The 21,503-nt window shown below is 46.4% G+C and carries 19 protein-coding genes and 1 tRNA gene; 7 read left to right on the top strand and 13 right to left on the bottom strand.

Annotated features, from left to right (window positions below):
- Nucleotides 1–87 precede the first annotated feature (87 nt).
- Nucleotides 88–945: a sigma-70 family RNA polymerase sigma factor gene (locus ABD846_RS08020; protein WP_344824975.1), complete on the top strand. Its 858-nt coding sequence runs from the start codon at nucleotides 88–90 to the stop codon at nucleotides 943–945.
- A 56-nt stretch (nucleotides 946–1,001) separates the two neighbouring features.
- Here ABD846_RS08020 and ABD846_RS08015 read toward each other — a convergent pair.
- Nucleotides 1,002–1,073, bottom strand: a tRNA-Arg gene (locus ABD846_RS08015).
- 78 nt (nucleotides 1,074–1,151) lie between these two features.
- Between ABD846_RS08015 and ABD846_RS08010 the strand changes: the two genes are divergently transcribed.
- A complete protein-coding gene (locus ABD846_RS08010) occupies nucleotides 1,152–1,607 on the top strand; it encodes a hypothetical protein (RefSeq protein WP_344824972.1) in 456 nt (151 codons plus the stop codon).
- Here ABD846_RS08010 and ABD846_RS08005 read toward each other — a convergent pair.
- The 6 genes from ABD846_RS08005 to ABD846_RS07980 form a co-directional block, all read right to left on the bottom strand.
- Complete coding sequence (locus ABD846_RS08005) at nucleotides 1,570–2,280, bottom strand: tRNA1(Val) (adenine(37)-N6)-methyltransferase (RefSeq protein ID WP_344824969.1); 711 nt, start codon at nucleotides 2,278–2,280, stop codon at nucleotides 1,570–1,572. The genes ABD846_RS08010 and ABD846_RS08005 overlap by 38 nt on opposite strands.
- Complete coding sequence (gene tsaD, locus ABD846_RS08000) at nucleotides 2,280–3,284, bottom strand: tRNA (adenosine(37)-N6)-threonylcarbamoyltransferase complex transferase subunit TsaD (RefSeq protein WP_344824966.1); 1,005 nt, start codon at nucleotides 3,282–3,284, stop codon at nucleotides 2,280–2,282. Before tsaD ends, ABD846_RS08005 begins: the two co-directional genes overlap by 1 nt.
- A gap of 4 nt (nucleotides 3,285–3,288) precedes the next feature.
- Complete coding sequence (locus ABD846_RS07995; RefSeq protein ID WP_344824963.1) at nucleotides 3,289–5,826, bottom strand: DUF5686 and carboxypeptidase regulatory-like domain-containing protein; 2,538 nt, start codon at nucleotides 5,824–5,826, stop codon at nucleotides 3,289–3,291.
- A gap of 19 nt (nucleotides 5,827–5,845) precedes the next feature.
- Nucleotides 5,846–6,481, bottom strand: a complete 636-nt coding sequence (locus ABD846_RS07990) for a deoxynucleoside kinase (protein WP_344824960.1) — start codon at nucleotides 6,479–6,481, stop codon at nucleotides 5,846–5,848.
- A gap of 173 nt (nucleotides 6,482–6,654) precedes the next feature.
- Complete coding sequence (locus ABD846_RS07985) at nucleotides 6,655–7,083, bottom strand: Hsp20/alpha crystallin family protein (protein WP_344824957.1); 429 nt, start codon at nucleotides 7,081–7,083, stop codon at nucleotides 6,655–6,657.
- A 198-nt stretch (nucleotides 7,084–7,281) separates the two neighbouring features.
- On the bottom strand, nucleotides 7,282–9,246 hold the full coding sequence (locus ABD846_RS07980; RefSeq protein WP_344824954.1) for a KUP/HAK/KT family potassium transporter: 1,965 nt from the start codon (nucleotides 9,244–9,246) through the stop codon (nucleotides 7,282–7,284).
- Between the two features lie 196 nt (nucleotides 9,247–9,442).
- Here ABD846_RS07980 and ABD846_RS07975 point away from each other — a divergent pair, with 196 nt between their 5' ends.
- Both ABD846_RS07975 and ABD846_RS07970 read left to right on the top strand, forming a co-directional pair.
- Entirely contained in the window at nucleotides 9,443–10,642 is a 1,200-nt protein-coding gene (locus ABD846_RS07975) for a bifunctional 3,4-dihydroxy-2-butanone-4-phosphate synthase/GTP cyclohydrolase II (protein WP_344824951.1), read from the top strand.
- 59 nt (nucleotides 10,643–10,701) lie between these two features.
- A complete protein-coding gene (locus ABD846_RS07970; RefSeq protein ID WP_344824949.1) occupies nucleotides 10,702–11,895 on the top strand; it encodes a glycosyltransferase in 1,194 nt (397 codons plus the stop codon).
- A 54-nt stretch (nucleotides 11,896–11,949) separates the two neighbouring features.
- Here ABD846_RS07970 and ABD846_RS07965 read toward each other — a convergent pair whose 3' ends face one another.
- The 6 genes from ABD846_RS07965 to ABD846_RS07940 form a co-directional block, all read right to left on the bottom strand.
- Nucleotides 11,950–12,459, bottom strand: coding sequence for an OmpH/Skp family outer membrane protein (locus tag ABD846_RS07965; protein WP_344824946.1), 510 nt, complete (start codon nucleotides 12,457–12,459; stop codon nucleotides 11,950–11,952).
- A gap of 60 nt (nucleotides 12,460–12,519) precedes the next feature.
- Nucleotides 12,520–13,035 carry an OmpH/Skp family outer membrane protein gene (locus ABD846_RS07960; RefSeq protein ID WP_344824943.1) on the bottom strand — a complete coding sequence of 172 codons (516 nt, stop codon included), beginning with the start codon at nucleotides 13,033–13,035 and terminating at the stop codon, nucleotides 12,520–12,522.
- Nucleotides 13,036–13,107: 72 nt separating this feature from the next.
- Complete coding sequence (locus tag ABD846_RS07955; protein WP_344824940.1) at nucleotides 13,108–15,771, bottom strand: BamA/OMP85 family outer membrane protein; 2,664 nt, start codon at nucleotides 15,769–15,771, stop codon at nucleotides 13,108–13,110.
- Nucleotides 15,771–16,517 (bottom strand): undecaprenyl pyrophosphate synthase, encoded by a 747-nt coding sequence (gene uppS, locus ABD846_RS07950; RefSeq protein WP_344824938.1) that lies wholly within the window; start codon nucleotides 16,515–16,517, stop codon nucleotides 15,771–15,773. Before uppS ends, ABD846_RS07955 begins: the two co-directional genes overlap by 1 nt.
- Before the next feature lie 133 nt (nucleotides 16,518–16,650).
- Nucleotides 16,651–17,193 (bottom strand): DUF7935 family protein, encoded by a 543-nt coding sequence (locus ABD846_RS07945; protein WP_344824936.1) that lies wholly within the window; start codon nucleotides 17,191–17,193, stop codon nucleotides 16,651–16,653.
- Nucleotides 17,194–17,513: 320 nt separating this feature from the next.
- Nucleotides 17,514–18,434 (bottom strand): phosphoribosylaminoimidazolesuccinocarboxamide synthase, encoded by a 921-nt coding sequence (locus tag ABD846_RS07940; protein WP_344824934.1) that lies wholly within the window; start codon nucleotides 18,432–18,434, stop codon nucleotides 17,514–17,516.
- A gap of 129 nt (nucleotides 18,435–18,563) precedes the next feature.
- Here ABD846_RS07940 and ABD846_RS07935 point away from each other — a divergent pair, with 129 nt between their 5' ends.
- The 3 genes from ABD846_RS07935 to ABD846_RS07925 all read left to right on the top strand — a co-directional run bounded on the left by ABD846_RS07935 (nucleotide 18,564) and on the right by ABD846_RS07925 (nucleotide 21,479).
- Nucleotides 18,564–19,295, top strand: coding sequence for an SIMPL domain-containing protein (locus tag ABD846_RS07935; protein WP_344824931.1), 732 nt, complete (start codon nucleotides 18,564–18,566; stop codon nucleotides 19,293–19,295).
- Between the two features lie 162 nt (nucleotides 19,296–19,457).
- A complete protein-coding gene (locus ABD846_RS07930) occupies nucleotides 19,458–20,036 on the top strand; it encodes a TetR/AcrR family transcriptional regulator (RefSeq protein WP_344824928.1) in 579 nt (192 codons plus the stop codon).
- Nucleotides 20,037–20,300: 264 nt separating this feature from the next.
- Nucleotides 20,301–21,479 carry an efflux RND transporter periplasmic adaptor subunit gene (locus ABD846_RS07925; RefSeq protein ID WP_344824925.1) on the top strand — a complete coding sequence of 393 codons (1,179 nt, stop codon included), beginning with the start codon at nucleotides 20,301–20,303 and terminating at the stop codon, nucleotides 21,477–21,479.
- The last annotated feature ends 24 nt before the right edge of the window (nucleotides 21,480–21,503 follow it).

Genomic DNA, 21,503 nt, shown 5'->3' with positions numbered 1-21,503 from the left:
TGTAAAACCTGTGTTTGTGGCAAGCGAATTGCTTACTTAATCCGTTATATAACATAAAGTACCCGGTACAGGGTAAAAAACAATCTTATGAGACAATTAAAGATCGCAACCCAGATTACCAACCGCGACTCCCAGGCTGTCGAAAAATATCTGCAGGAAATCAGTAAAATTTCGATGATCACCCCGGAAGAAGAGACCACTCTGGCGCAGAGAATCAGAATGAATGATCAGTGGGCTTTGGAAAAATTAGTAAAATCAAACCTTCGTTTCGTCGTTTCAGTAGCAAAACAATACCAGCATCAGGGTCTTTCCCTCAGTGACCTCATCAATGAAGGAAACCTGGGTCTGATCAAAGCTGCTCAGCGTTTCGATGAAACCAAGGGTTTTAAATTCATTTCGTACGCTGTTTGGTGGATTCGTCAGTCTATTCTTCAGGCATTGGCCGAACAAGGTCGTCTGGTACGTCTTCCCCAAAATAAAATCGGTACTTATAACAAAGCAAATAAAGCATTTATCGCATTCGAACAGGAGCATGAGCGCGAGCCGTCTACTGAAGAACTCGCAAGCATCCTCGAGATGAGCGAAACGGAAGTTACCAACATCTTTACCAGCAATACCCGCCATACATCCCTGGATGCTCCGGTGCATGAAGCAGAAGATGTGGCTATGGGTGATCTTCTGGAAGGTTCTTCAGATACAGACGATGATGTGATGAAAGATTCTCTGCGTGCAGAGATCCGTCGCATCCTGAAGTCATTGAGCGTGCGCGAAGCAGAAATTCTTTCCGCTTATTTCGGACTGGAGGGGGAATCTGGTCCTTCCATCGAGGAAATCGGAGAAAAATATGACCTTACAAAAGAGCGTATCCGCCAGATTAAAGAGCGCGCTATCAAACGTTTGCAAAAGGCACGTTACAGCAATGCTTTAAAAGTTTATCTCGGGTAATTACATCCCGGATCAGAATAAGAAAAGGACAGCTGATGCTGTCCTTTTCTATGTAGTGGCTTCGCCAGGAATCGAACCTGGATCTGGAGCTTCGGAAACTCTTATACTATCCATTGTACTACGAAGCCGTCCCCTCAGGGTGCGCAAAGTTATTGTTTCTTTGCTGAAATACACATTCATTTTTAGGTATTTTTGAACTGCCTTTTATGAAAAAGCTACTCCCCCTCATATTGTTCCAGGCCGTTCTGGCTGTCATTGCCGGCACGCTTGTTGCAAAAATGTCGTTTATAGCACGTTCCGCTATAGGCATATTCCGGCACCATTACCGGTTTTACGCTTTTATGAAAGTGTGGTGGCAGACAGCATTGCTCATGTTTGTGATCTGGATGTTGCTGCTTGCATTGCAGTCTTACTGGAATAATTCGATGGTGCGCAGCCGCTCTGCCGTCCGGCAAATCATCTGTATTGTTCTGGCACTGATCGGACTTTATTTTACCTATGCGGATTTTCGTTCCGACATCGCTCATCGCTGGGCAGGGGAACGCCTGCATCTGGGATTTTACCTGTTTTGGATCGGATGGATCGTTCAATCTGTTTTCCTGCTTACAAGACCCGCAGTTTTCATTAAAGATGCAGATAAAACGGACGCATCAGCTCTTTAAACGTTTCTGTATATATACCAGGCTTCTCGTAAATAATCAGTTCCTCATCTGCGCTGTTCGTTAAGTCCGTCCCCGTCATAAAGATGACGCGGTTGGGATCACGATCGGCAAAAGGACGAATCAGCAACCTTTGGGAAACTGACAAACCTGAACGGGCGCATGCCTCCGACCAGGACTGCTCCTGACCTGCGGGTAATAAAATACTGGCGTACCCTTCTTTATTTAATGCCTGTGCTATCAGCGAGGCAAGTGCTTCGTAGCTGAGCGAATCCGTGTGCCGGGCCTGCATCCGGGCTGTATCGTCACTTTTCAGGCTCTTTTCAAAGAAGGGCGGATTACAGATGACCATGTCGTATTTCCGGTCAGGTATCCACTGTTCCGCATCTGCGCAATGAACGTTTATGCGTGATGCAAATTGCGAACTGTTTACATTTTCCGTCGCCTGCGCAGCGGCCTGGGGGTTGATCTCAATGGCATCACAAATACATTCGGGCCAACGTTGTGCGATCATCATCGCAAGCAGTCCGGTACCGGCACCGATATCCAGCACGGACCGAACCTGCTCCGCCACCGGTGTCCAGGCTCCCTGTATGCAGGCATCAGTACTGACTTTCATCGCACAGGCATCCTGCACGATACGGAATTGTTTGAAATCGAAATAGGCGTTGGACATCAGGAAAAAGCAGCTCTCGCAGTAGGTACGGTACCCAAAGGAACAAACAAACCTTTCTCAAATTTATAATGTGCAGTGATCGCCACCATCGCGGCATTATCGGTGCAATACTGGAAAGCAGGTACATAAGTGGTCCAGCCGAGTTCTTTGCCCGTAGTTTCCAGGGCCGCCCGCAACCCTTTATTCGCCGATACACCACCGGCAATACCAATCTGCGTTACTCCCAGATCTTTAGCCGCCTTCTTCAGCTTCAGCATTAATGTTTTAATGATCGTCTGTTGCACAGAAGCACAAAGGTCGGCCATGTTTTGCTGCACGAAATCCGGTTGCTCCTGTTGTTGCTTCCGGATAAAATAGAGAATATTTGTTTTGAGTCCGCTGAAGCTGTATTGGTATTCCGGCATGGAAGTAACCGGGAACGAAAAGCGATCCGGATTTCCTTCGGCAGCCAGCTTGTCAATTACCGGTCCTCCGGGATAGGGCAGACCAAACATTTTGGCGGCTTTGTCAAATGCCTCACCTGCGGCATCGTCTATGGTTTCGCCGATCACCTGCATTTCCAGGTGATCTTTGCAAAGCACCAATTGTGTGTGTCCACCGGAAACGGTAAGACAAAGAAAAGGGAATTGTGGTTTCGGGTCTTCAATAAAATGTGCAAGCACATGCGCCTGCATATGGTGTACAGCAATCAGTGGCAGCCCTTTCGCCTGCGCAAGCGCCTGTGCAAAACCTGATCCTACGAGCAACGAACCGATAAGTCCCGGAGATTGGGTAAACGCAACCGCCTGTAGATCATCCATCGTTTTTCCTGCGTGCTGCAAAGCCATGGATACAATCGGTACGATATGCCGGATATGCGCCCTGGATGCCATTTCCGGCACCACTCCCCCGTAGATCTCGTGAATGGTCTGCGTCGCAATAATATTGCTTAATATCTGTCCGTCACTTATAACAGCCGCCGAAGTATCGTCACAGGAACTTTCAATTGCCAGAATAGTAGCCATAGAATTAAAATGCGTTTGCGTCTTTTGCCTGAGCGCTTTTGCTTCCATACGACTTTACGCCGATCCGGAAGCCGGAATAACTGTTTTTAAGTGCATCCCAGCCACGAACATAATCTATGCGCAGGAAACGAAGCACTTTATAACCGATATTATCAAGTCCTACAAAAGCTTCTGTAAAGTAATTCTGATCATTTACGTAAAAAGTATTTGTGCCCAGCACCATGTACACATGCGCCTGGCGCAGTAAAGGTAGTTTATTGGTAAACAACCCGCGGAGACTGTATTCCAGATGCAATTCCCCGTAGAGTTTCGGAACCGAAGAGAAACGGTAATACGGTGCTAACTGGAATGATTCCAGGTAAGGAGCAGCCAGTGTATATTGATTTCCCTGCAGGTGTTTCATGTCCGGAATCTGAACGTTTTTATTGCTCATAAATCCTCCTGCCGAAATATTGTACTCCAGCAGACCAAGACGGTTCAGTCCCATATCATCTTCAATACTGAAACGCCATTTGTCGTAGTCTGTTACGCTTTTAAACAGATTGGGAACCGCTTTGTCGTAAGCAACGGTAAACAAAGGTGCATTCCCGGAATGCATTGACTTAACAGTAGGGTACAGGGTGTATGTCGCACCGGGACGATAACTCAGTTGCGCATGAAAAGTCATTGCACGATGGCGCATCATCGGATCGGCGGCAAATTCAGCAGGCACGTTACTGGTGTATGGCGCGATATTGTTCTTCTGAACAAAAGAATAATTAGTGGTATTGGATAAGGGGTTGCGGTCTTCAAATAAAGCAGATGCAAGCCAATAAAAACCGGATCCGCTTGCTCCGGAAAACTGCACACCGGCCAGCCAGCGCTCATAGATTTTGAAATAGTTATCCTGTTGCACAAGAGAGGCATATGTGTTCAGCAGTTCATCCACCGGCTGTGTATTGTTTAACTGCGCGATGTAGCGACCGCCGCTCAGGTTCAGCGACCAGTTACGGGCAGGCCATCTCGGGTTTTTATGCGTATAGATAATGTTCCCTTTCGCATTGAAGTGCGTGTTGGCGAATCCGTAACGCAGCTTACCTCTTACAAGCAGGCTGTTTGCAGAATCTATCCGTTGCGCGAAACTCAGTTTGGGAGAATAGTTCAGTCCTTCTACGGTGTTGAAATTAATGTCGAAAATAACCGGGGAGATGGAGAATGAACGTTTGTATTCTTTCGCATTGAACGTTATGCCTCCGATAAAAATATCACCCACGGAAACGCGGTTGCCGCGCTTTCTCAGCGAATCTATCCTTGCCGGATCATTCCTGACTTTTGCGGTACTGTCCTGGAATACATAATTCCGTTCCTCATCAGTCTCCAGCGTCATCGGGCGAGTGGACAGCCAGAATGAACTGTCTTTTTTTGTTGCGTCCCAGGTGTAGCTCACCGTGATACGCTTGTTGAAAATACTGTCGGGTATTTTGGCATTTACTTTCTGGTCGTTATAGACAGTTACGAAACTACCGGATATATCGAAGCCCAGAAAGTTGATCGTAGGATAGATCACCTGGCTTTTGATGACCCAAAGGTCTTTGTCCAGCGGAATATACTGCTGCGTGGTGATGAGGGTGTCGAGCACATCCAGACCTTGCTTTGCGGTAAGCAGTAAGCGCGTACTGTGTACGGCCCAGTCTTCATCGGAAATGAATATTTCACCGACAAAACAACGCTCGAATGCCCTTTTGGGATTCACTTTGATTTTGTAAATGGTATGCCCGTTTTCTTCAAATTCTCCTTCAAGCTTGTAAGTGTAGCCACTGAGCGCAGAGGAGGCGATCGGGGATAAGAAGCCCTGTCCGACACTATTTACCGAAAGCACCTCCACTATGTTTTCATAAAAGTTCACTACGGGAGGTACGCTTCCCAGTCCCACACCATTGGGGTTGCCGCTTTCCTTTACCGATTTGATCACTACTTTCTGCTGTTTGCCCTGGGTGTAATAGTCCGCTACCTCTTCACAGAGATACAGTACGCCGCGGCCACCGGTATCAAGTCCCATGTCTTTCTTATCCGCAGAGTCGATTTTCACACCTAAAATACTACCGGGTGTTTTCCGGTTTCTGAATACGCCTTTTACATAAATGCCTGTCTGAAAAGATTGCAACTGCTTCAGGTGGAATTCCCTGCGCTTTATAGCGTTCCGGATAATACGGTATGCGGGATCTTCGCCGCCGGATTTCACCACGACACCCTTAAGCTCATATCCCTGGACAGAAAGGGTAAAATTGTGTGTCTGCGGCTTGTCTCCTGCAATTTTCACGGCGACGGATTCCTGCCGGTAACCGATAAACTGAGCCTGCAAAGTGTAAGATCCAACTGGTAAATCCAGCGTATAATATCCCTGAGCGTTGGACGTAGAGCCCATACTGGTCCCTTTTACCACCACTGCGGCAAAAGCGAGCGGATCTCCGTCTTCATCTGTAATCCGTCCGCTGACAATAGCGGCAAGCGAAACCATATGCATACCCGAAAGCAGCATTAAAAGGAAGATAATTTTTTTCATAGAAGGGTGAGGGAATTGGCTAAAAAAGTCCGTTTATGTGCGTGTCGATCTGGTGAACGACTTCAGCGAAATCGTCTTTATTTGCCTCAAAATCCAGGCGGTCAAGATCGATGATCAGTAATTTGCCATCCTGGTAATTGTCGATCCATTTGTTGTAAAATTCATTCAGGCGCTTGAGGTAATCAAGGCGGATATTTTCTTCATATTCCCGGCCGCGCTTCTGGATCTGGTCTACTAATTTCGGAACGGATGCTTTGAGATAGATCAACAGATCGGGCGGACTGATCAGCTGTTTGAGGTTATTGAAAAATGACTGGTAGTTTTCAAAATCGCGCCCGCTCATTAATCCCATTTCATACAGGTTGGGAGCAAATATCGCAGCATCCTCGTAAATGGTTCTGTCCTGTATCACGGAGTTCGCAGAATCCCTGATGGACAACTGCTGGCGTATACGGCTGTTCAGGAAGTACATCTGCACATGGAAAGACCAGCGCGGCATGTCTTCGTAAAAATCGGCCAGATACGGGTTATGTTCCACATCTTCAAAATATGCCTCCCATCCGTAGTGCCTGGACAGCATTTCGGTTAGCGTTGTCTTGCCGGCACCGATATTACCGGCTACGGCGATGTGTCTGGGAGTGAATTTAGCGGACATAGAAACAGAAAAATAAGCGCTGCAAAATAGAGATTTTTAGCGCTTAATCGTATTAAATCAGTGTTTGTTTCACAACTTTTTTCGGTGTATGACAAAATAAAAGCAGCCGCTCCGGAGAGCGGCTGCTTAGTCAACAAAACTACTACTACTTCATCTAAACACTAACCAAAATCTTATTGAACGGATATTGCTATCGGCTTGAGTTCTTCTTTTTCTTTTTTCGGCAGACTCAACGTAAGCACGCCGCCTTCGTACACGGCACTGATCGATGCTGCATCAATTTTTTCATTCAGCGAAAAGCTTCTTTTAAAGGATTTCATTTTGAATTCCTGACGGATCCATTTGTCTTTGCTCTGCTCCGCATTTTCCTTTTGCTCAAAGGACACAGTGAGCAAATTTTTGTCTACGCTGATCTGAAAGTCTTCTTTTTTGAGTCCGGGTGCCACCAGGTGCAACTCATACTTATCGTCGAGCTCTTTGATGTTTACGGAAGCGTTCAATGGTGAACGGTAATCGGAAGCAGTGAAATCATTGTTCAGCAGCTCATCGAAAAAGTTAGCGAAATGAACGGGGGCAGAGTGCATTCTGAATTTGTTGTACATAGCTATTAAGTTTTTATTGTTTACTAAATCGTTTGTACCCACTGTAGAGCAAACAAAATTCCAAATTGAAAATTCAGACAAAATGTCTTATTGCCAAAATTAAAGCAGACAAAATGGCAAAACACAGCAGGGCTTGTGGACCAAATGGCATAAAAAAGCCCCCGGATTTCCGGGGGCGTAACTCAATTATAAGGTTACTTACGAAACATCATCGTCCACACGTTTCAATTTCGAGAACCGCGATGCCTTGATCACAAGCGGGAATTTCTCCAGCGTTACGTCGGAAGGGTCAAGACCAAAGCCCCGCTCTTCCGAAAGACTGTATTTTTTCAGCAGAAAGTAACCGCGCATGATTAGCCGCTCGTATAAGGGCAACTCGTTCTCCAAAGAAAGGAATTTCTCAATCACTATAAACCGGAAGTCTCCTTTTACATTGTTTCGGCTCAGCGATTCGTAACGGCTTACAATATTCACTTCTTTATTGTTCACCATATCTTCCACTACTTTACGGAACATCATCTGAATACGCTGATCCACGCGGAATCCAAGCCGGAATTCGATCCTGATGATTTCGTTCGGTATGATAGTATGCACGGAATATTCCATCGTATACGGATCGTCCATAACATTAACGTGCACGAACCAATAAATATCAGCACGCTTGGGTTTACGGATCAGAATGGAATAAATGATCTTATGCTCAATCTCTTTGGGGTTATCGGCACTGGTAAGGTAAACAAGATGCGTCGCATATTTCGGGATCGACTTGTCGTTACTAAGCTCCTGGAGAATATTTACATAGTCGTCCAACCGCACAAATTCCACGTAACGGTTTTTGATCTTACGGGAGCGATACCATACAAACATTACGAGGAACAGTAATCCGGCAACAACCAGTGTTACATAACCGCCATGCGCAAATTTAATCAGATTGGCTATCAGGAACGAAATTTCAATGGTCAGGAATACCAGCAGATAGGAGCCTATGGCCAGCACACTGATCCTGTTGATGTACATATAGTACGAGAACAACACGGAGGTCATTATCATACATAAGGTGATCGCAAGTCCGTAAGCTGCACCCATGTTAGATGACTTACCGAAATACAGCACCATCACAACGCATCCGACAAGCAATAACCCGTTAATACCCGGAATATAGGATTGACCGCGTTCTATAGTGGGGTAAAGGATGCGCATTTTAGGCCACAAATTCAGTTTTACAGCTTCACTGATCAGCGTAAATGAACCGGAGATGAGGGCCTGACTCGCAATGATCGCCGCCATAGTGGCAATTGTAATGCTGAATGGCATAAACCAGTCGGGAACGATTGCGTAGAACGGATTGGATTGTTCTGCGCTCCACACTTCACCGCGGTGCGTCAGCAGGAATGCCCCCTGTCCGAGATAATTTAATATCAGACAGATTTTTACCCAGATCCATGAGGCACGGATATTGCCGCGGCCACAATGACCCAGATCGGAATATAATGCTTCGGCCCCGGTAGTACAGAGAAACACTGAACCCAGCAGCCAGAAACCCTGCGGATATTGCGTGAGCAGTTCGATGGCGTATTTGGGGTTGAAGGATTTCAGAATACTGAAGTCCATACTGATATGTGAAAAGCCCAGAATTGCCAGCATCGCAAACCAGACAAACATAATCGGACCAAACATCCGGCCGATCCAGGCAGTACCGAACTGCTGGGCAATGAACAGGCCTACAAGGATCACCAGTACGATCCGTACGATCAATCCGTCCGGAATAAACCGCAGACTGTGGATATTGCGCAGACCTTCAACGGCAGAGGTAATGGAAATCGGCGGAGTGATCATACCATCGGCGAGCAGGGCAGCCCCTCCGATCATAGCCAGGATAACCGCCCATTTCCCGTGCCGCCGTACCAGCGCATACAGCGAGAATATACCTCCTTCGCCTTTGTTGTCGGCACGTAAGGTAAGCGTTACGTATTTAATTGTTGTTTGAAGCGTGAGTGTCCAGATTACACAGGAGAGACTTCCGATAATGAGCAGGTCGGAAATTTTCTTTCCTTCACAAATCTCGTTGAACACATACAAAGGAGAGGTTCCGATGTCACCGTAAATGATCCCTAAAGCAATCAATAAGCCGGCGGCCGAAACCCTGTTTACATTCTTATTCACTGATCAGTGTTTGTCACGTTTGGAAATGACCCCGCAAAATTAGTTCTAAAACGGAATTTCAAACAATCCGGGGCGAAATATTTAAACAAATACGCAATTAGCCGCCTGTTCAGTTTCCAATTGTATAAGTAGATACGACGATAGGGCTTTTACCCGTACCTTTGCAGCGCAAAACAAGTTTTTGCATCATCGCAATATGCTTAATACCATTGAATCTGCATTAGAAGACCTTAGACTGGGAAAATTACTGATCGTAGTTGATGATGAAGACCGTGAAAATGAGGGCGATTTCGTAACTACAGCAAGAAATGCAACTCCCGAAATAATCAACTTTATGTCCAAGCACGGGCGCGGACTGATCTGCGCTCCGATTACCGCGCAACGTTGTGACGAACTGGAACTGAATCTGATGGTTCAGAACAATACGGTGCTGCACCAGACGCCGTTTACCGTTTCTGTCGACCTCATCGGTAACGGATGCACAACCGGTATTTCCGCGCAGGACCGCTCCAAAACAGTGCAGGCGCTGATCGATCCGGCTACCAAACCGGAAGACCTCGGTCGCCCCGGTCACATCTTCCCGCTCAGAGCAAGGCCCGAAGGAGTGCTGCGTCGCTCCGGACATACGGAAGCCACTGTTGATCTCGCTATTCTGGCAGGTCACGAACCGGCGGGCGTACTTGTCGAGATCATGAACGACGACGGCACCATGGCGCGCATGCCCCAATTGCTCGAGATCGCTAAGAAATTTGACCTGAAGATCATTTCCATCAAAGATCTGATCGCATACCGTTTCGAAAAAGAGTGCCTCATTGAAGAGATTGTGCGCGTGGAAATGCCCACCAAATATGGTGATTTCAAACTGGTTGATTTTAAACAGAAAAATACCGGCGAACAGCATCTCGCACTGATCAAAGGCAGCTGGGAGGCCGATGAGCCGGTATTGGTGCGCGTGCACAGCTCCTGCGTGACCGGCGATGTGCTGCACAGCCTGCGTTGTGATTGCGGGGAACAACTCGAAGCCGCCATGCGCAAAGTGAATGAAGAAGGAAAAGGTGTAGTGCTGTACATGAACCAGGAAGGACGTGGGATAGGGCTTGCCAATAAACTGAAAGCCTACAAACTTCAGGAAGAAGGTAAGGATACGGTAGAGGCCAATCTCGCCCTCGGATTCAAAAATGATGAACGCGACTATGGAGTAGGGGCTCAGATATTACGTCACCTGGGGGTTTCCAAAATCCGCCTCATGAGCAACAACCCCCGTAAACGCGCAGGCTTATTGGGATACGGACTGGAGATCGTGGAAAATGTTCCGCTCGAAATTCCTTCAAATCCGCACAACGAGTTTTATCTGAAAACAAAACGCGATAAATTGGGACACGAGATCATGAAATAAGCAGGTACTGCTGATTTATCTGATCCGTATATTGCTTTGATTTACCCGCATTCGTTTTTGTGAAAATACTGTTCCTCGCAAATCGCGTACCATATCCTCCGTTCCGCGGAGACAAACTCAAGATTTATAATCTTGCGAAACGTTTATGCAATGCACACGAATTGCATCTGCTTACGTTTGCGCAAAGTGCAGAAGATTTCCAGCATCAGGCCGAACTGGAAAAGGTGTTCTCGAAAGTGGAATTTGTCAGCCTCCCTAAATGGCAATCCGTGCTGAATTGTGCTGAGGGATTCGTGTCCCGTCTTCCATTCCAGGTATTATATTTCAAAAGTGCCGCCATGCGGCGCGCCTTGAAACAGACGCTCGCGCAAAACACATTCGACGTGGTACATGTGCAGCATCTCCGTATGGCACAGTATCTGGCAAATGACCGTTCATTGCCGCGTATCCTTGACCTTCCCGATGCCTTCTCGCTGTACTGGAAAAGGAAATATGAAAACTCAAACAATCCGCTGGTCAAGGCTTTTGAAGGTGTGGAGCAACGGCGTGTCTATCAATATGAAGATAAGATACTGAAGCAGTTCGACCGTACGCTGGTATGTTCTGCCGAAGATCTTGACTATCTCGCCGATGCTCACAGACTCGGCAACCTGGGCTTATTACCCAACGGCGTGGATACCTCTGTATTTCACCCGCGCAACCATGATTACAGCCACAACCGGACAGTACTGTTCACCGGCAATATGGATTATGGCCCTAACGTAGATGCCGTGGCCTACTTTGCTGCAGAAGTTTTTCCGCTGATCGCAGAGCGTTTCCCGGACGTTCAGTTCGTAATCGCCGGACAGCGGCCGGTAGCAAAAGTTCAGGCACTCGCAGGCAATAATATAAAAGTAACAGGGTTCATTCCGAACCTTGCCGATGAATACAACAAGGCGAGCGTAGTGGTCGCTCCGCTCCGGTTTGGAGCCGGCACTCAGAATAAGGTTCTGGAAGCGATGGCAATGGGAATACCGGTGGTGTGTTCCAATATCGGTTTTGCCGGTCTCGGAATCGAAAGCGGCGAAGGGGCCATCATGCAAACAAATCCACGCGCGTTCGCAGATGCCGTTATCGAACTGCTGTCATCGGAACCATTGCGCCGTTCGGTAGGAGAGAAGGGGATAGAAGTGATACAACACCGCTTCAGCTGGGACATTATTGCGAAGCAGCTGGAACAATACCTTTCCAAGACTGCTCAGAGAATAGACTAAAAGAAAATGGCCGTACAAGTACGGCCATTCTTATTATCTGTTGATTGATGGGTCTTATTGGATACCCAGTTTTGCTTTAACGGCAGGCAGCATATTATCTGCGTCACGGGAAACAAGTACGGAACCTGTAGACAGGTCGAATACGTAATCAAACCCTTTTTCTTTCGCTACATCTTTGATCGCTTTTTCCGCTTTATCCAGGATAGGTTTGAACAGCTCCTGTTTTTTAGTAGCTACTTTCTCTTCTGCACTTTTTTGAGTAGACTCAATACGTGCACCGAGATCGGTGATTTCTTTCTGTTTTACTTCTTTAACAGCATCTGTCATTGTCTTTTCCTGACCCTGATAGTCTGCTATTTTCTTCTGATAATCTTTGCCCATTGTTTCGAGCTGGTCCTCAAAAGACTTTGCATACGTTTTCAGGTCCGCATCTGCCTTTTTCACTTCCGGCATCAGGCTGAGCAATTCCTGGGAATTGATATGTCCGATTTTCAACGATTGTGCGTTTACTTTCGTAGCAATCAAAGTGAATGCGGCACAGGCAACTAAAATGATTCTTTTCATTAGATCTAATTATACTTTTTGAGTTTGCAAATGTAGTTATTATTCCAAAATACGCAATGCTTACTTATTCACGCCAAGCGTTTTCAGCACGTCGTCACTGCGATCCAGTTTCGGATCAGCATAAAATAAAGTAACGCCTCCGGCTTTATCCATTACGACATCGTAACCTTTCGCAACAGACATTTTTTGTACGGCTGTGTACACCTTATCCTGCACAGGTTTTACCAGTTCCTGGCGTTTTTTAAACAATTCACCTTCATAGCCGAAATACTGTTTCTGCAGATCTTTCGCGGCTTTTTCCTTATTCATGATCTCTTCCTCACGACGGCGACGCATATCATCATTCAGCATTGCTTTTTCTGCCTGATAACTCTTATACATACGCTCCACTTCCTTCATCTTATCATCCACTTCCGCCTGCCAGCTGCGAGAGAAGTTATCCAGCTGATTCTGAGCGTTCTTATATTCCGGCATTTTCTCCAGGATATATTTCGAATCGATAAAACAATATTTCTGAGCGCTCGCTTCAATATGTGCGGCAAACAACAACAGTAGGGCTACAAGGTATTTTTTCATAAATATTTATTTTCGGTCTGACGGTTATGAAAATGCTGTGTTTAAACGAAATTTCAAATTAACAACTCTTTATTACTCCGGCTCGAATCCAAGCATGAAGGTGATTTTCGACATATCCTTCAGCGAAGTCTTCGTCTGACCGGTAGGATCGAACTGGTATCTGTCTAAACCGATACCGTAATCCAGTCCCAGCAATCCAAACATCGGAAGGTACAAACGAACACCTACACCCACATCACGATTCAGACGCGTAGGGTTGAATGCCCCGAAGTTGGACCATGCATTACCTGCATCAGCAAAAATCAGGCCAAAGATGGTTGTCGTCGGATTTAAAGAGAACGGGTAGCGGATCTCCGCTACGTATTTGTTGAAAATTGTGGCATTCTGTGCGTACACATCGTAACCACGTTGTGAAATAACATCACGTCCGATGAAGAAGTTCTGTCCGGATAAACCATCTCCTCCCAACTGGAAGCGTTCAAACGGAGATAAACCGATATCAGGATTGTAGTACCCGAGGAAGCCCATTTTCGCAGAAAACTTGAATACGAAGTTTCCGTAAATGGTCTTATACCAATCGGCTTTAAAACGGTATTTATGATATTCCACCCATTTGTATTTGCGCTCGGCATCTACCTGTGAATAATCAATTCCGCTAAAGGTGCTGTAAGGCGGCGTAAACTGGAAGCTGAAACTGATATCGGATCCGTTACGCGGATACTGCGGCTGATCAAGAGAATAACGCTGAATAGAAAATTTCGCATACAGGTTATTACTGAAACCATTGGTAAAGTCGGTAATCAGACCCGAATAGTTCTGCAGCTGATAGTTCTGATAGTTCAGACCAAAGCTCACGACGAAGTTGTCATCCGGCCATTTTACCTGGCGGCTCAGTGTCATACCGCCTCCCACTACTTTGATAAACGACTTGGAGTTATCGGAAAGGGTGCTGCTGTATTTACTGTAGATGAAATTCGTCGTTAAGGAAATCGGCTTCTTGCCGCCCAGCCATGGTTCCGTCAGCGATACGTTCAATGCGTTGTACGTAAGACCATTTGAGGAATAATTGACCGCAAAACGTTGTCCGTCGCCCACTGGCAGAGGGTCCCACAATTTCGGCTTGAATAAATTGCGCAGGGAGAAGTTGTTGAACGTAACCCCGATCTGGCCGTAAAATTTCACACCGCCTCCGAAGCCCATAGACATTTGCAACTGATCGCTGGATTTTTCTTCCACGGCATAATTGATATCCACTGTTCCATCGGGACGCGGATGTGGTGTCGGAATTGTTTTCTCCGGATTGAAAAAGCCTAAGTTGGCAATTCTCCGCTGTGTATTGATGATATCTGCACGGCTGAATTTGGCACCCGGTAAGGTACGCAGTTCACGGCGGATCACACGTTCGTTCGTGCGGTCATTCCCTTCAATCGTTACGTTATTGATCGTTGCCTGGGAGCCTTCCGAAATGCGGATTTCATAATTGATCGTATCGTTATCAATTGAAATTTCCATCGGTTCAATGCGGAAATACAGGTAACCATCATCCATGTACAGGCTGCTGATATCCTGTCCTGCCGCATCCGGGATAGAGCCGGTCCGACGTGCAAGCAATTCCTGATCGTAAATGTCACCGCGTTTGATACCCAGTAATTTCGTCAGCGTTTCGTCGGAATATTTCGTGTTACCTTTCCACTTGATATCACCGAAATAATACCTGCGGCCTTCATTTACGCGCAGATCAATATTAATATTCCCTTTCGCCACATTATAGATCGTGTCTTTGGAAATATTGGCATCGCGATATCCGAGGGTATTGTAATACTGAAGAATCGCATCTTTATCTTCCTCGTATTTCTCACGATTGAATTTTGAAGACTTCAGGAATTTTGGGCGGAAATAGGGATCGAGTGCGTCCAGCGTTTTCGACACGGAAAGAAATCCGAAATTTTTCAGGTATTTACCAAACGACCTCTTGTTGTCACTGCCCAATACGGAGTAATCGTCTGCGCGATGCAGTGATATTCTGCCGGATTCTTTCGTGCCCTTCATCGTCCGCTTCAGGCGCGCTTCGGAAGCATGCTCGTTGCCAACGATATTGATCTGGTTGATCTTCGTTTTCTTACCCACGGTGATGTCAAATGTGAGGATCACCGAGTTTACCAGTAAAGTATCCGGGCGCTCACGCAACTTGATGATGACATTACTGTAGCCTTTTTCGTCGAAGTATTTTTCGATGCGCACCACCGATTCTTTCTTAATCGCATCGGTAAGCACTTTAGACTTGATGAGGTTGATCTTCTTATTCAGCTCCTGGGCTTCTCCCTTGCGGATACCACGATAATTCCAGCGGCTGAGCCTGGGGCGTTCTTCAATATTGATCACGAGGAACACCTTATCTTCCAGTATCCTGTCGACAGCAATGTTTACGTCCGAGAACAATTCCTGTTTCCAGAGATTTCGTATTGCCCTGGAGATACTTTCGTCGCCGGGAAGCTTGATCTTCTTTCCCACCGAAAGTCCGGTTACGGCAATCACAAGATCCTCCTCGAGGTAATTGATCCCTTTGGTGCTGATACCGGCAATAGTATATTCCTTCGGACCTGAAACGGTTTCCGCTGACGGGAATACACTTTTCGCCTGGGCTCCGGGCACAGCAATCTGCGCCTGGGCCATGAAGGTACCGCACGAAAATATAAACAGGAGAGTGGAGAAGAAACGCCTGAACGAATGAAACATTATTTTGATGGTTGGATTTGTTCGCTGGTCATTCCGAAACGACGCTCACGATTCTGATAATCTGATATAGCTGCTAAAAACTGGTCTTTGCCGAAATCGGGCCATAGGGTAGGCGTGAAATATAATTCGGCATAGGCAAGCTGGTAAAGCAAAAAGTTACTGATACGGGTCTCTCCGCTGGTGCGGATCATAAGCTCCGGATCGGGGAAACGGCTGGTGCATAAATGACTGTGGAACACTTCATCTGTGATCTCATCAGCAGAAAGGCTTCCGTTTTTTACGGCCTCTGCGATCTGGCGGGTTGCCCTGAGAATTTCCCATTTAGCGCTGTAGCTGAGTGCGAGAATAAGATTCAGTCCTGTATTTGCGGCGGTCATGTCCATCGCTTCCTGCATTTCTTTCTGACAGACAGGAGGCAAAGCATCGAAATCACCGATCACATGTACCCGCACATTATTCTTGTGCAGCTCGTCTACTTCCTTGCGTATTGTAGCCACCAGCAGTTCCATCAATGCATCCACCTCTGCTTTCGGGCGATTCCAGTTTTCCGTGGAGAATGCATATAAAGTCAGGTATTTTACGCCGATTGCTCCGGCTGTATTCACCACCTCACGAACGCTGAGCACGCCTGCATGATGCCCGTAAACACGGTCCTGGCCGCGTTCCTTGGCCCAGCGACCATTACCGTCCATAATTACGGCAACGTGCTCAGGTATGTTTTTATGTTCCTTTTCGGTGTTTGACATAGTGTGTTTAAGCGGCCGGACTTTCCGGCACGGGGACGGCGAAGATAAAAAATAATACAGTTATAGATACAAGCAATAGCAGTCTTGTAAATAGTTTAACTATAAGATAGAAGGGTATTTAGCGCCTTTTTATTTATACGGCTCCGTAGGACAAAACCCGGCGTGCTTCATCATGAATAATACTAAGCGCAATTTCCGAAGGTAATTGTGATTCCAGGCTCATCAGGTAATCGGATATCATTGCGTTCAGATCCTTACCCGGTGCATCGGGGGGGAGCCGCTTCGCAATCTGGTGGATCATGCCGATTTCCTGTTCCACTGCCTGACGCACACTTTCCCATACTTCACGCGATACGTACACCTGCTGGCTCAGATTGTGTTCAAATTCAGAACGGATCGCCGTAACCAGCGCCTGCTGTAATAATGAGACGGTCATGCCGGATATATACACTTTGGGAACCATATGCCGCGGATGTACGCGTTCCATCAGCAGCGCAAGCCTTTCAAATGCCTGTAACCGCATGCGGATAGTAATATTTTGTGTTTCATGCAGCAACGCTAGTTGCTTGCGGCGTAATTCGGAAACGAGAAATTTCTGAACAATGAGGTAACTTGAAATCAATACGATAAGTGAAGGCAGAACGTATTTGAGAATCTCCAGAATGGTAGCTGTCATAGCGCAAATATAAGTAAATGGCAATGCTGGTGCTATAGTCACAGGTATAAAAAAAAGCACCTACCGGGTGGAGGGTGCTCTGGGGACAGGGGGTTAAGGGGTTTTCATGGTGAACGATCCTGACCAAAGGTAACAGGAGAGTAAAGTAGGGGCCGAGATACGGTAATATATTTCTAAGCTGTTAGTTTACTGTTTGTTGCGTTCGTTAATAAGACGAACTAATTGGCAGAAAGGTTGGTCTTTGATCCGAAAAAAATAAAAAAATCCCTTGCGAAGTATGCAAGGGACTGAAATTCAATTTTAATTAGAAAAATAATTCTTTATCCCAGGGCTTGAACTGCCTGCACCAATGTATCCTTCCAGGTGGCTTCATCCATTTCTATCTTTTCAAATTTCCGGCCGCTCACGTTCTCATATAACTCAATATAACGCGCTGAAATATTATTCACCACTTCGTCCGTCATTTCCGGAACCTGCTGCCCGTCTTTTCCCTGAAACCCGTTAGCCATCAGCCATTCCCTTACGAATTCTTTAGATAGCTGCTTTTGTGCCTCCCCTTTCTGCTGACGCTCTTCGAAACCATCCGCATAAAAGTAACGTGAAGAATCCGGTGTATGAATCTCATCGATCAGGTAGATCGTATCGCCGATATGTCCGAATTCATATTTTGTATCTACGAGGATAAGTCCTCTCTCGGCTGCCATCCGGCGACCTCTTTCAAACAATGCCAATGTGTATTGTTCGAGCCGTTTATATGCATCTTCACTGATCAGTCCGCGGCTGAGGATCTCTTCACGGGAGATATCCTCGTCGTGGCCTTCATGCGCCTTTGTCGTCGGTGTAATGATCGGATGCGGAAACGCGTCATTTTCTTTCAGTCCCTCCGGAAGCGTCACACCACACAAGGTGCGCAGGCCGGATTTGTAAGTGCGCCAGGCATGTCCGGTGAGGTGCCCGCGTACAACCATTTCAACAGGATAGGTATCGCATCTGATACCGATCGATACATTCGGCAGCGGGGAAGATAACTTCCAGTTAGGAACAATATCCCGCGTGGCATCAAGGTTCAGGGCCGCGATCTGATTCAGTACCTGGCCTTTGAACGGAATAGGGCGGGGCAATACCACGTCGAAAGCAGAGATACGGTCGCTGACAACCATTACCAGATGCTTATCACCTATGGAATATACATCCCTTACTTTTCCTTTATAGAACGCCGTTTGATTGGGTAACTGCAACATTTCCGTAGCTTATTTTTTGTTCCGCGAAGATAATCGAAAGCTCGCAGATAACGATTGCAATTTGCCCATATATTTGCTGCAGACTCAGGCGTATTGTCTTTTAGCAGCGCAACTCTTTAATGTATTATTATGAAACATGCCATCGGAAGTATCAGTATTGCCATCGCTATTATCATGGCATCTTTTTTTATCGGAAATAGCTATAAATATAAGTTCAAGTCACAGGAAAGCATCAGTGTGACGGGCCTTGCGGAAAAAGATTTCGAAAGCGACCAGATCGTATGGACCGGCAGCTACAACAGGAAAACGATGGATCTGAAAGAGGCGTATTCGTTGCTGAAACATGATGAACAGGTGATCCGTGCTTATCTGCAGAACAAACAGATACAAAGCCGAGAAATCGTGTTCTCATCGGTATCCATCAACAAAGAATACCAGACACGCTTCGATGAAAACGGTAAAGAAACAGGTCGTTATTTCGACGGCTATACTTTGTCGCAAAGCGTTACTGTGGACTCAAGAGATATTGATAAGATTGAAAAAGTATCGCGTGAGGTAACCGAACTGATCGAATCCGGAATCGAATTCAATTCGGCACCTCCTTCTTATTTTTATACAAGACTGTCTGAGCTGAAACTGGATCTGCTGGCCAAGGCGAGTGCCGATGCACGGAAGCGTGCGGAGACCATTGCAAAAAATTCCGGGAGCGGACTCGGCAAAATACTGAACGCAAATATGGGCGTCTTTCAGATCACCGCTACCAACGGGAATGAGGATTACAGCTATGGGGGCGCATTCAATACATCTTCCCGCTATAAAACGGCTTCCGTTACCACGAAGATCGATTACGCCGTAGACTAAACCGGAGTTCCGGCAAAATATAAAATCCTTATGGCAACATAATTGAATTGCGTGTCAGGTAAAAATAAATTTGGAACACGTTTTTGAATATCGCTACCTTTGCCTAACACTGTTAGAAAATGTAACACGAATAAGTTGGCTAGTAAAGACCGCATATTACGAATGAAGGAGGACGTCCGTTGCAAGATCCTGGCTGCAGCCATGCAGATCAGTCGCACGGAAGGCTGGCAGGCATTAAGTATGCGGAAGATCGCTGATAAGATCGATTATACGGCACCGATTATTTATGAGCATTTTGCTAACAAAGAGGCTTTGATGGAAGCGCTTGCGATGATGGGGTTCAAAAAATTAGCCTTACTCATGCAGGAGCGTTCGCAAAATCTGGATACGCCCGAAGAGAAGATACTCGCGATGTGGCATGCGTACTGGGATTTTGCTTTTGCCGAAAAAGAATATTATCAGCTCATGTATGGTGTTCAGGTCAATTGCTGTCAGTTCGACAATAAAGGTACAGACTTTGAACTACCTGCAGAACTAATCTGGGATCAGATAGAGGCTTCTGCCTGGGCAAAGACGAAGACAGAAGAGGATATCTGCAAGATTTATTACACGTATTGGTCGGTAGCGCATGGGCTGGTATCCATTAATCTGGCGAAAGCGGGCGATATCAATATTTCCGAACAGATCAGCCAGGAAGTATTCAACAATGCGATGAATGCAATTACAAACTCAATGAAATAGTTACCCGCCGTATTACAACTTCCTGTATGCGCAATGTTATAGCTCCGTCGGATCTGTAACCTTTTCTTTTAACCCTTAAATTTTATTGTAACGAAACAAGTCAACACCTCCTGAGCGTCTCTGAACAACTTAACGATGTTAGATTTACTACCGTCGTTATTCTGATTCAAAATTCTAAATCAATTATTTACAAAAAATGCCTGCAGGCAATTGCTGCAGGAAAGGCAATCTTTTCTCATAATCAAACGATTAATTATATCTCCAATGTCTCCTAACAAAATACACTCCTCCCGAAATCTTCTTTTCTGGACACTGCTGCTCGGTCTGTCCGCCATACAATACGGATGCGGACATGCAGCTGCAACGGAAAACCAGGCCAATCAGGCAATCCCTTTACCGGTTATTACGGTATCCAACACGAGCAGAACTGTCTATCAGGAGTATCCGGCAGCGCTGGAAGGCCGCGTAAACGTAGAGATCCGGCCTCAGGTAAGCGGATACCTCACCCAGATTTATGTGGATGAGGGCGCTTATGTGCAAAAAGGCCAGCAGTTGTTCCGTATTGACGACCGGATGTACAACGAACAGCTGCAACAGTCGCATGCTGCGCTGAATGCAGCAAAAGCCAACGTGCAGAAAGCACAGGTGGAACTGGATCGGCTTACCCCCTTGGTAGAATCTAAAGTGATCTCACCGATACAGCTTAAAACTGCGAAAGAAGAATATGCAGCAGCCAAAGCTATGGAAGCGCAGGCCCAGGCGGGAGTAAGCAATGCCCGGATCAATCTCGGTTACACACTCATCACAGCACCGGTAAGCGGCTACATCGGCCGCATCCCTTATAAGCTCGGCAGTCTTGTTGCGCAGGGAGCACAATTGCCGTTAACGGTATTGTCTGATGTAAAAGAAATGTACGCTTATTTTTCGCTTAGTGAAAAAGCGTTCATGGCTTTCCAGAACAAATATCCCGGTAAAACGATCGAAGAAAAAATCAGCAATCTGCCCCCGGTAGAACTCGTACTCGCAGATAACAGTGTGTATGCGCAAAAAGGCAAAATGAGTATGGTGGAAGGCCAGTTCGATAAAACAGTAGGCGCTATCGCGCTCCGTGCAGCATTTCCGAACGAAGCCGGAACCCTGCGTACCGGGAACACCGGCCGCATACGGGTTGCCGAAGCAATGAGCGATGTGCTGATTGTCCCTCAGGAATCCACTTTTGAAATACAGGATAAAGTGTTTGTATTCACGCTGGACAATGCAAACAAAGCCATCAGTAAACCAATTTCCGTTTCGGGTAAAACCGCCCATTATTATTACGTAAGCAAAGGATTGACCGCAGGTGAAAAGATCGTTTATTCCGGCATCGGCAACCTGCATGATGGTACGCTGATCGCCCCGCAACGTTTTCCGCTGGACAGTCTGCTGAAGGCGCGCGAACTGTAATCCGCATGCAATAAACATACGTTT

This window comes from Rurimicrobium arvi (genome assembly GCF_039540495.1).
Classification (GTDB): domain Bacteria; phylum Bacteroidota; class Bacteroidia; order Chitinophagales; family Chitinophagaceae; genus Rurimicrobium; species Rurimicrobium arvi.
Note: the sequence above shows the minus strand (reverse complement) of the source record. Positions and strands in the feature narration are given on the sequence as shown.

Bases quoted from the DNA above. Each gene is read 5' to 3' on its own strand.
- ABD846_RS08020 (WP_344824975.1), top strand. From the start codon at position 88: ATGAGACAATTAAAGATCGCAACCCAGATTACCAACCGCGACTCCCAG.
- ABD846_RS08010 (WP_344824972.1), top strand. From the start codon at position 1,152: ATGAAAAAGCTACTCCCCCTCATATTGTTCCAGGCCGTTCTGGCTGTC.
- ABD846_RS08005 (WP_344824969.1), bottom strand. From the start codon at position 2,280: ATGTCCAACGCCTATTTCGATTTCAAACAATTCCGTATCGTGCAGGAT.
- tsaD (WP_344824966.1), bottom strand. From the start codon at position 3,284: ATGGCTACTATTCTGGCAATTGAAAGTTCCTGTGACGATACTTCGGCG.
- ABD846_RS07995 (WP_344824963.1), bottom strand. From the start codon at position 5,826: ATGAAAAAAATTATCTTCCTTTTAATGCTGCTTTCGGGTATGCATATG.
- ABD846_RS07990 (WP_344824960.1), bottom strand. From the start codon at position 6,481: ATGTCCGCTAAATTCACTCCCAGACACATCGCCGTAGCCGGTAATATC.
- ABD846_RS07985 (WP_344824957.1), bottom strand. From the start codon at position 7,083: ATGTACAACAAATTCAGAATGCACTCTGCCCCCGTTCATTTCGCTAAC.
- ABD846_RS07975 (WP_344824951.1), top strand. From the start codon at position 9,443: ATGCTTAATACCATTGAATCTGCATTAGAAGACCTTAGACTGGGAAAA.
- ABD846_RS07965 (WP_344824946.1), bottom strand. From the start codon at position 12,459: ATGAAAAGAATCATTTTAGTTGCCTGTGCCGCATTCACTTTGATTGCT.
- ABD846_RS07960 (WP_344824943.1), bottom strand. From the start codon at position 13,035: ATGAAAAAATACCTTGTAGCCCTACTGTTGTTGTTTGCCGCACATATT.
- ABD846_RS07955 (WP_344824940.1), bottom strand. From the start codon at position 15,771: ATGTTTCATTCGTTCAGGCGTTTCTTCTCCACTCTCCTGTTTATATTT.
- uppS (WP_344824938.1), bottom strand. From the start codon at position 16,517: ATGTCAAACACCGAAAAGGAACATAAAAACATACCTGAGCACGTTGCC.
- ABD846_RS07945 (WP_344824936.1), bottom strand. From the start codon at position 17,193: ATGACAGCTACCATTCTGGAGATTCTCAAATACGTTCTGCCTTCACTT.
- ABD846_RS07940 (WP_344824934.1), bottom strand. From the start codon at position 18,434: ATGTTGCAGTTACCCAATCAAACGGCGTTCTATAAAGGAAAAGTAAGG.
- ABD846_RS07935 (WP_344824931.1), top strand. From the start codon at position 18,564: ATGAAACATGCCATCGGAAGTATCAGTATTGCCATCGCTATTATCATG.
- ABD846_RS07930 (WP_344824928.1), top strand. From the start codon at position 19,458: ATGAAGGAGGACGTCCGTTGCAAGATCCTGGCTGCAGCCATGCAGATC.
- ABD846_RS07925 (WP_344824925.1), top strand. From the start codon at position 20,301: ATGTCTCCTAACAAAATACACTCCTCCCGAAATCTTCTTTTCTGGACA.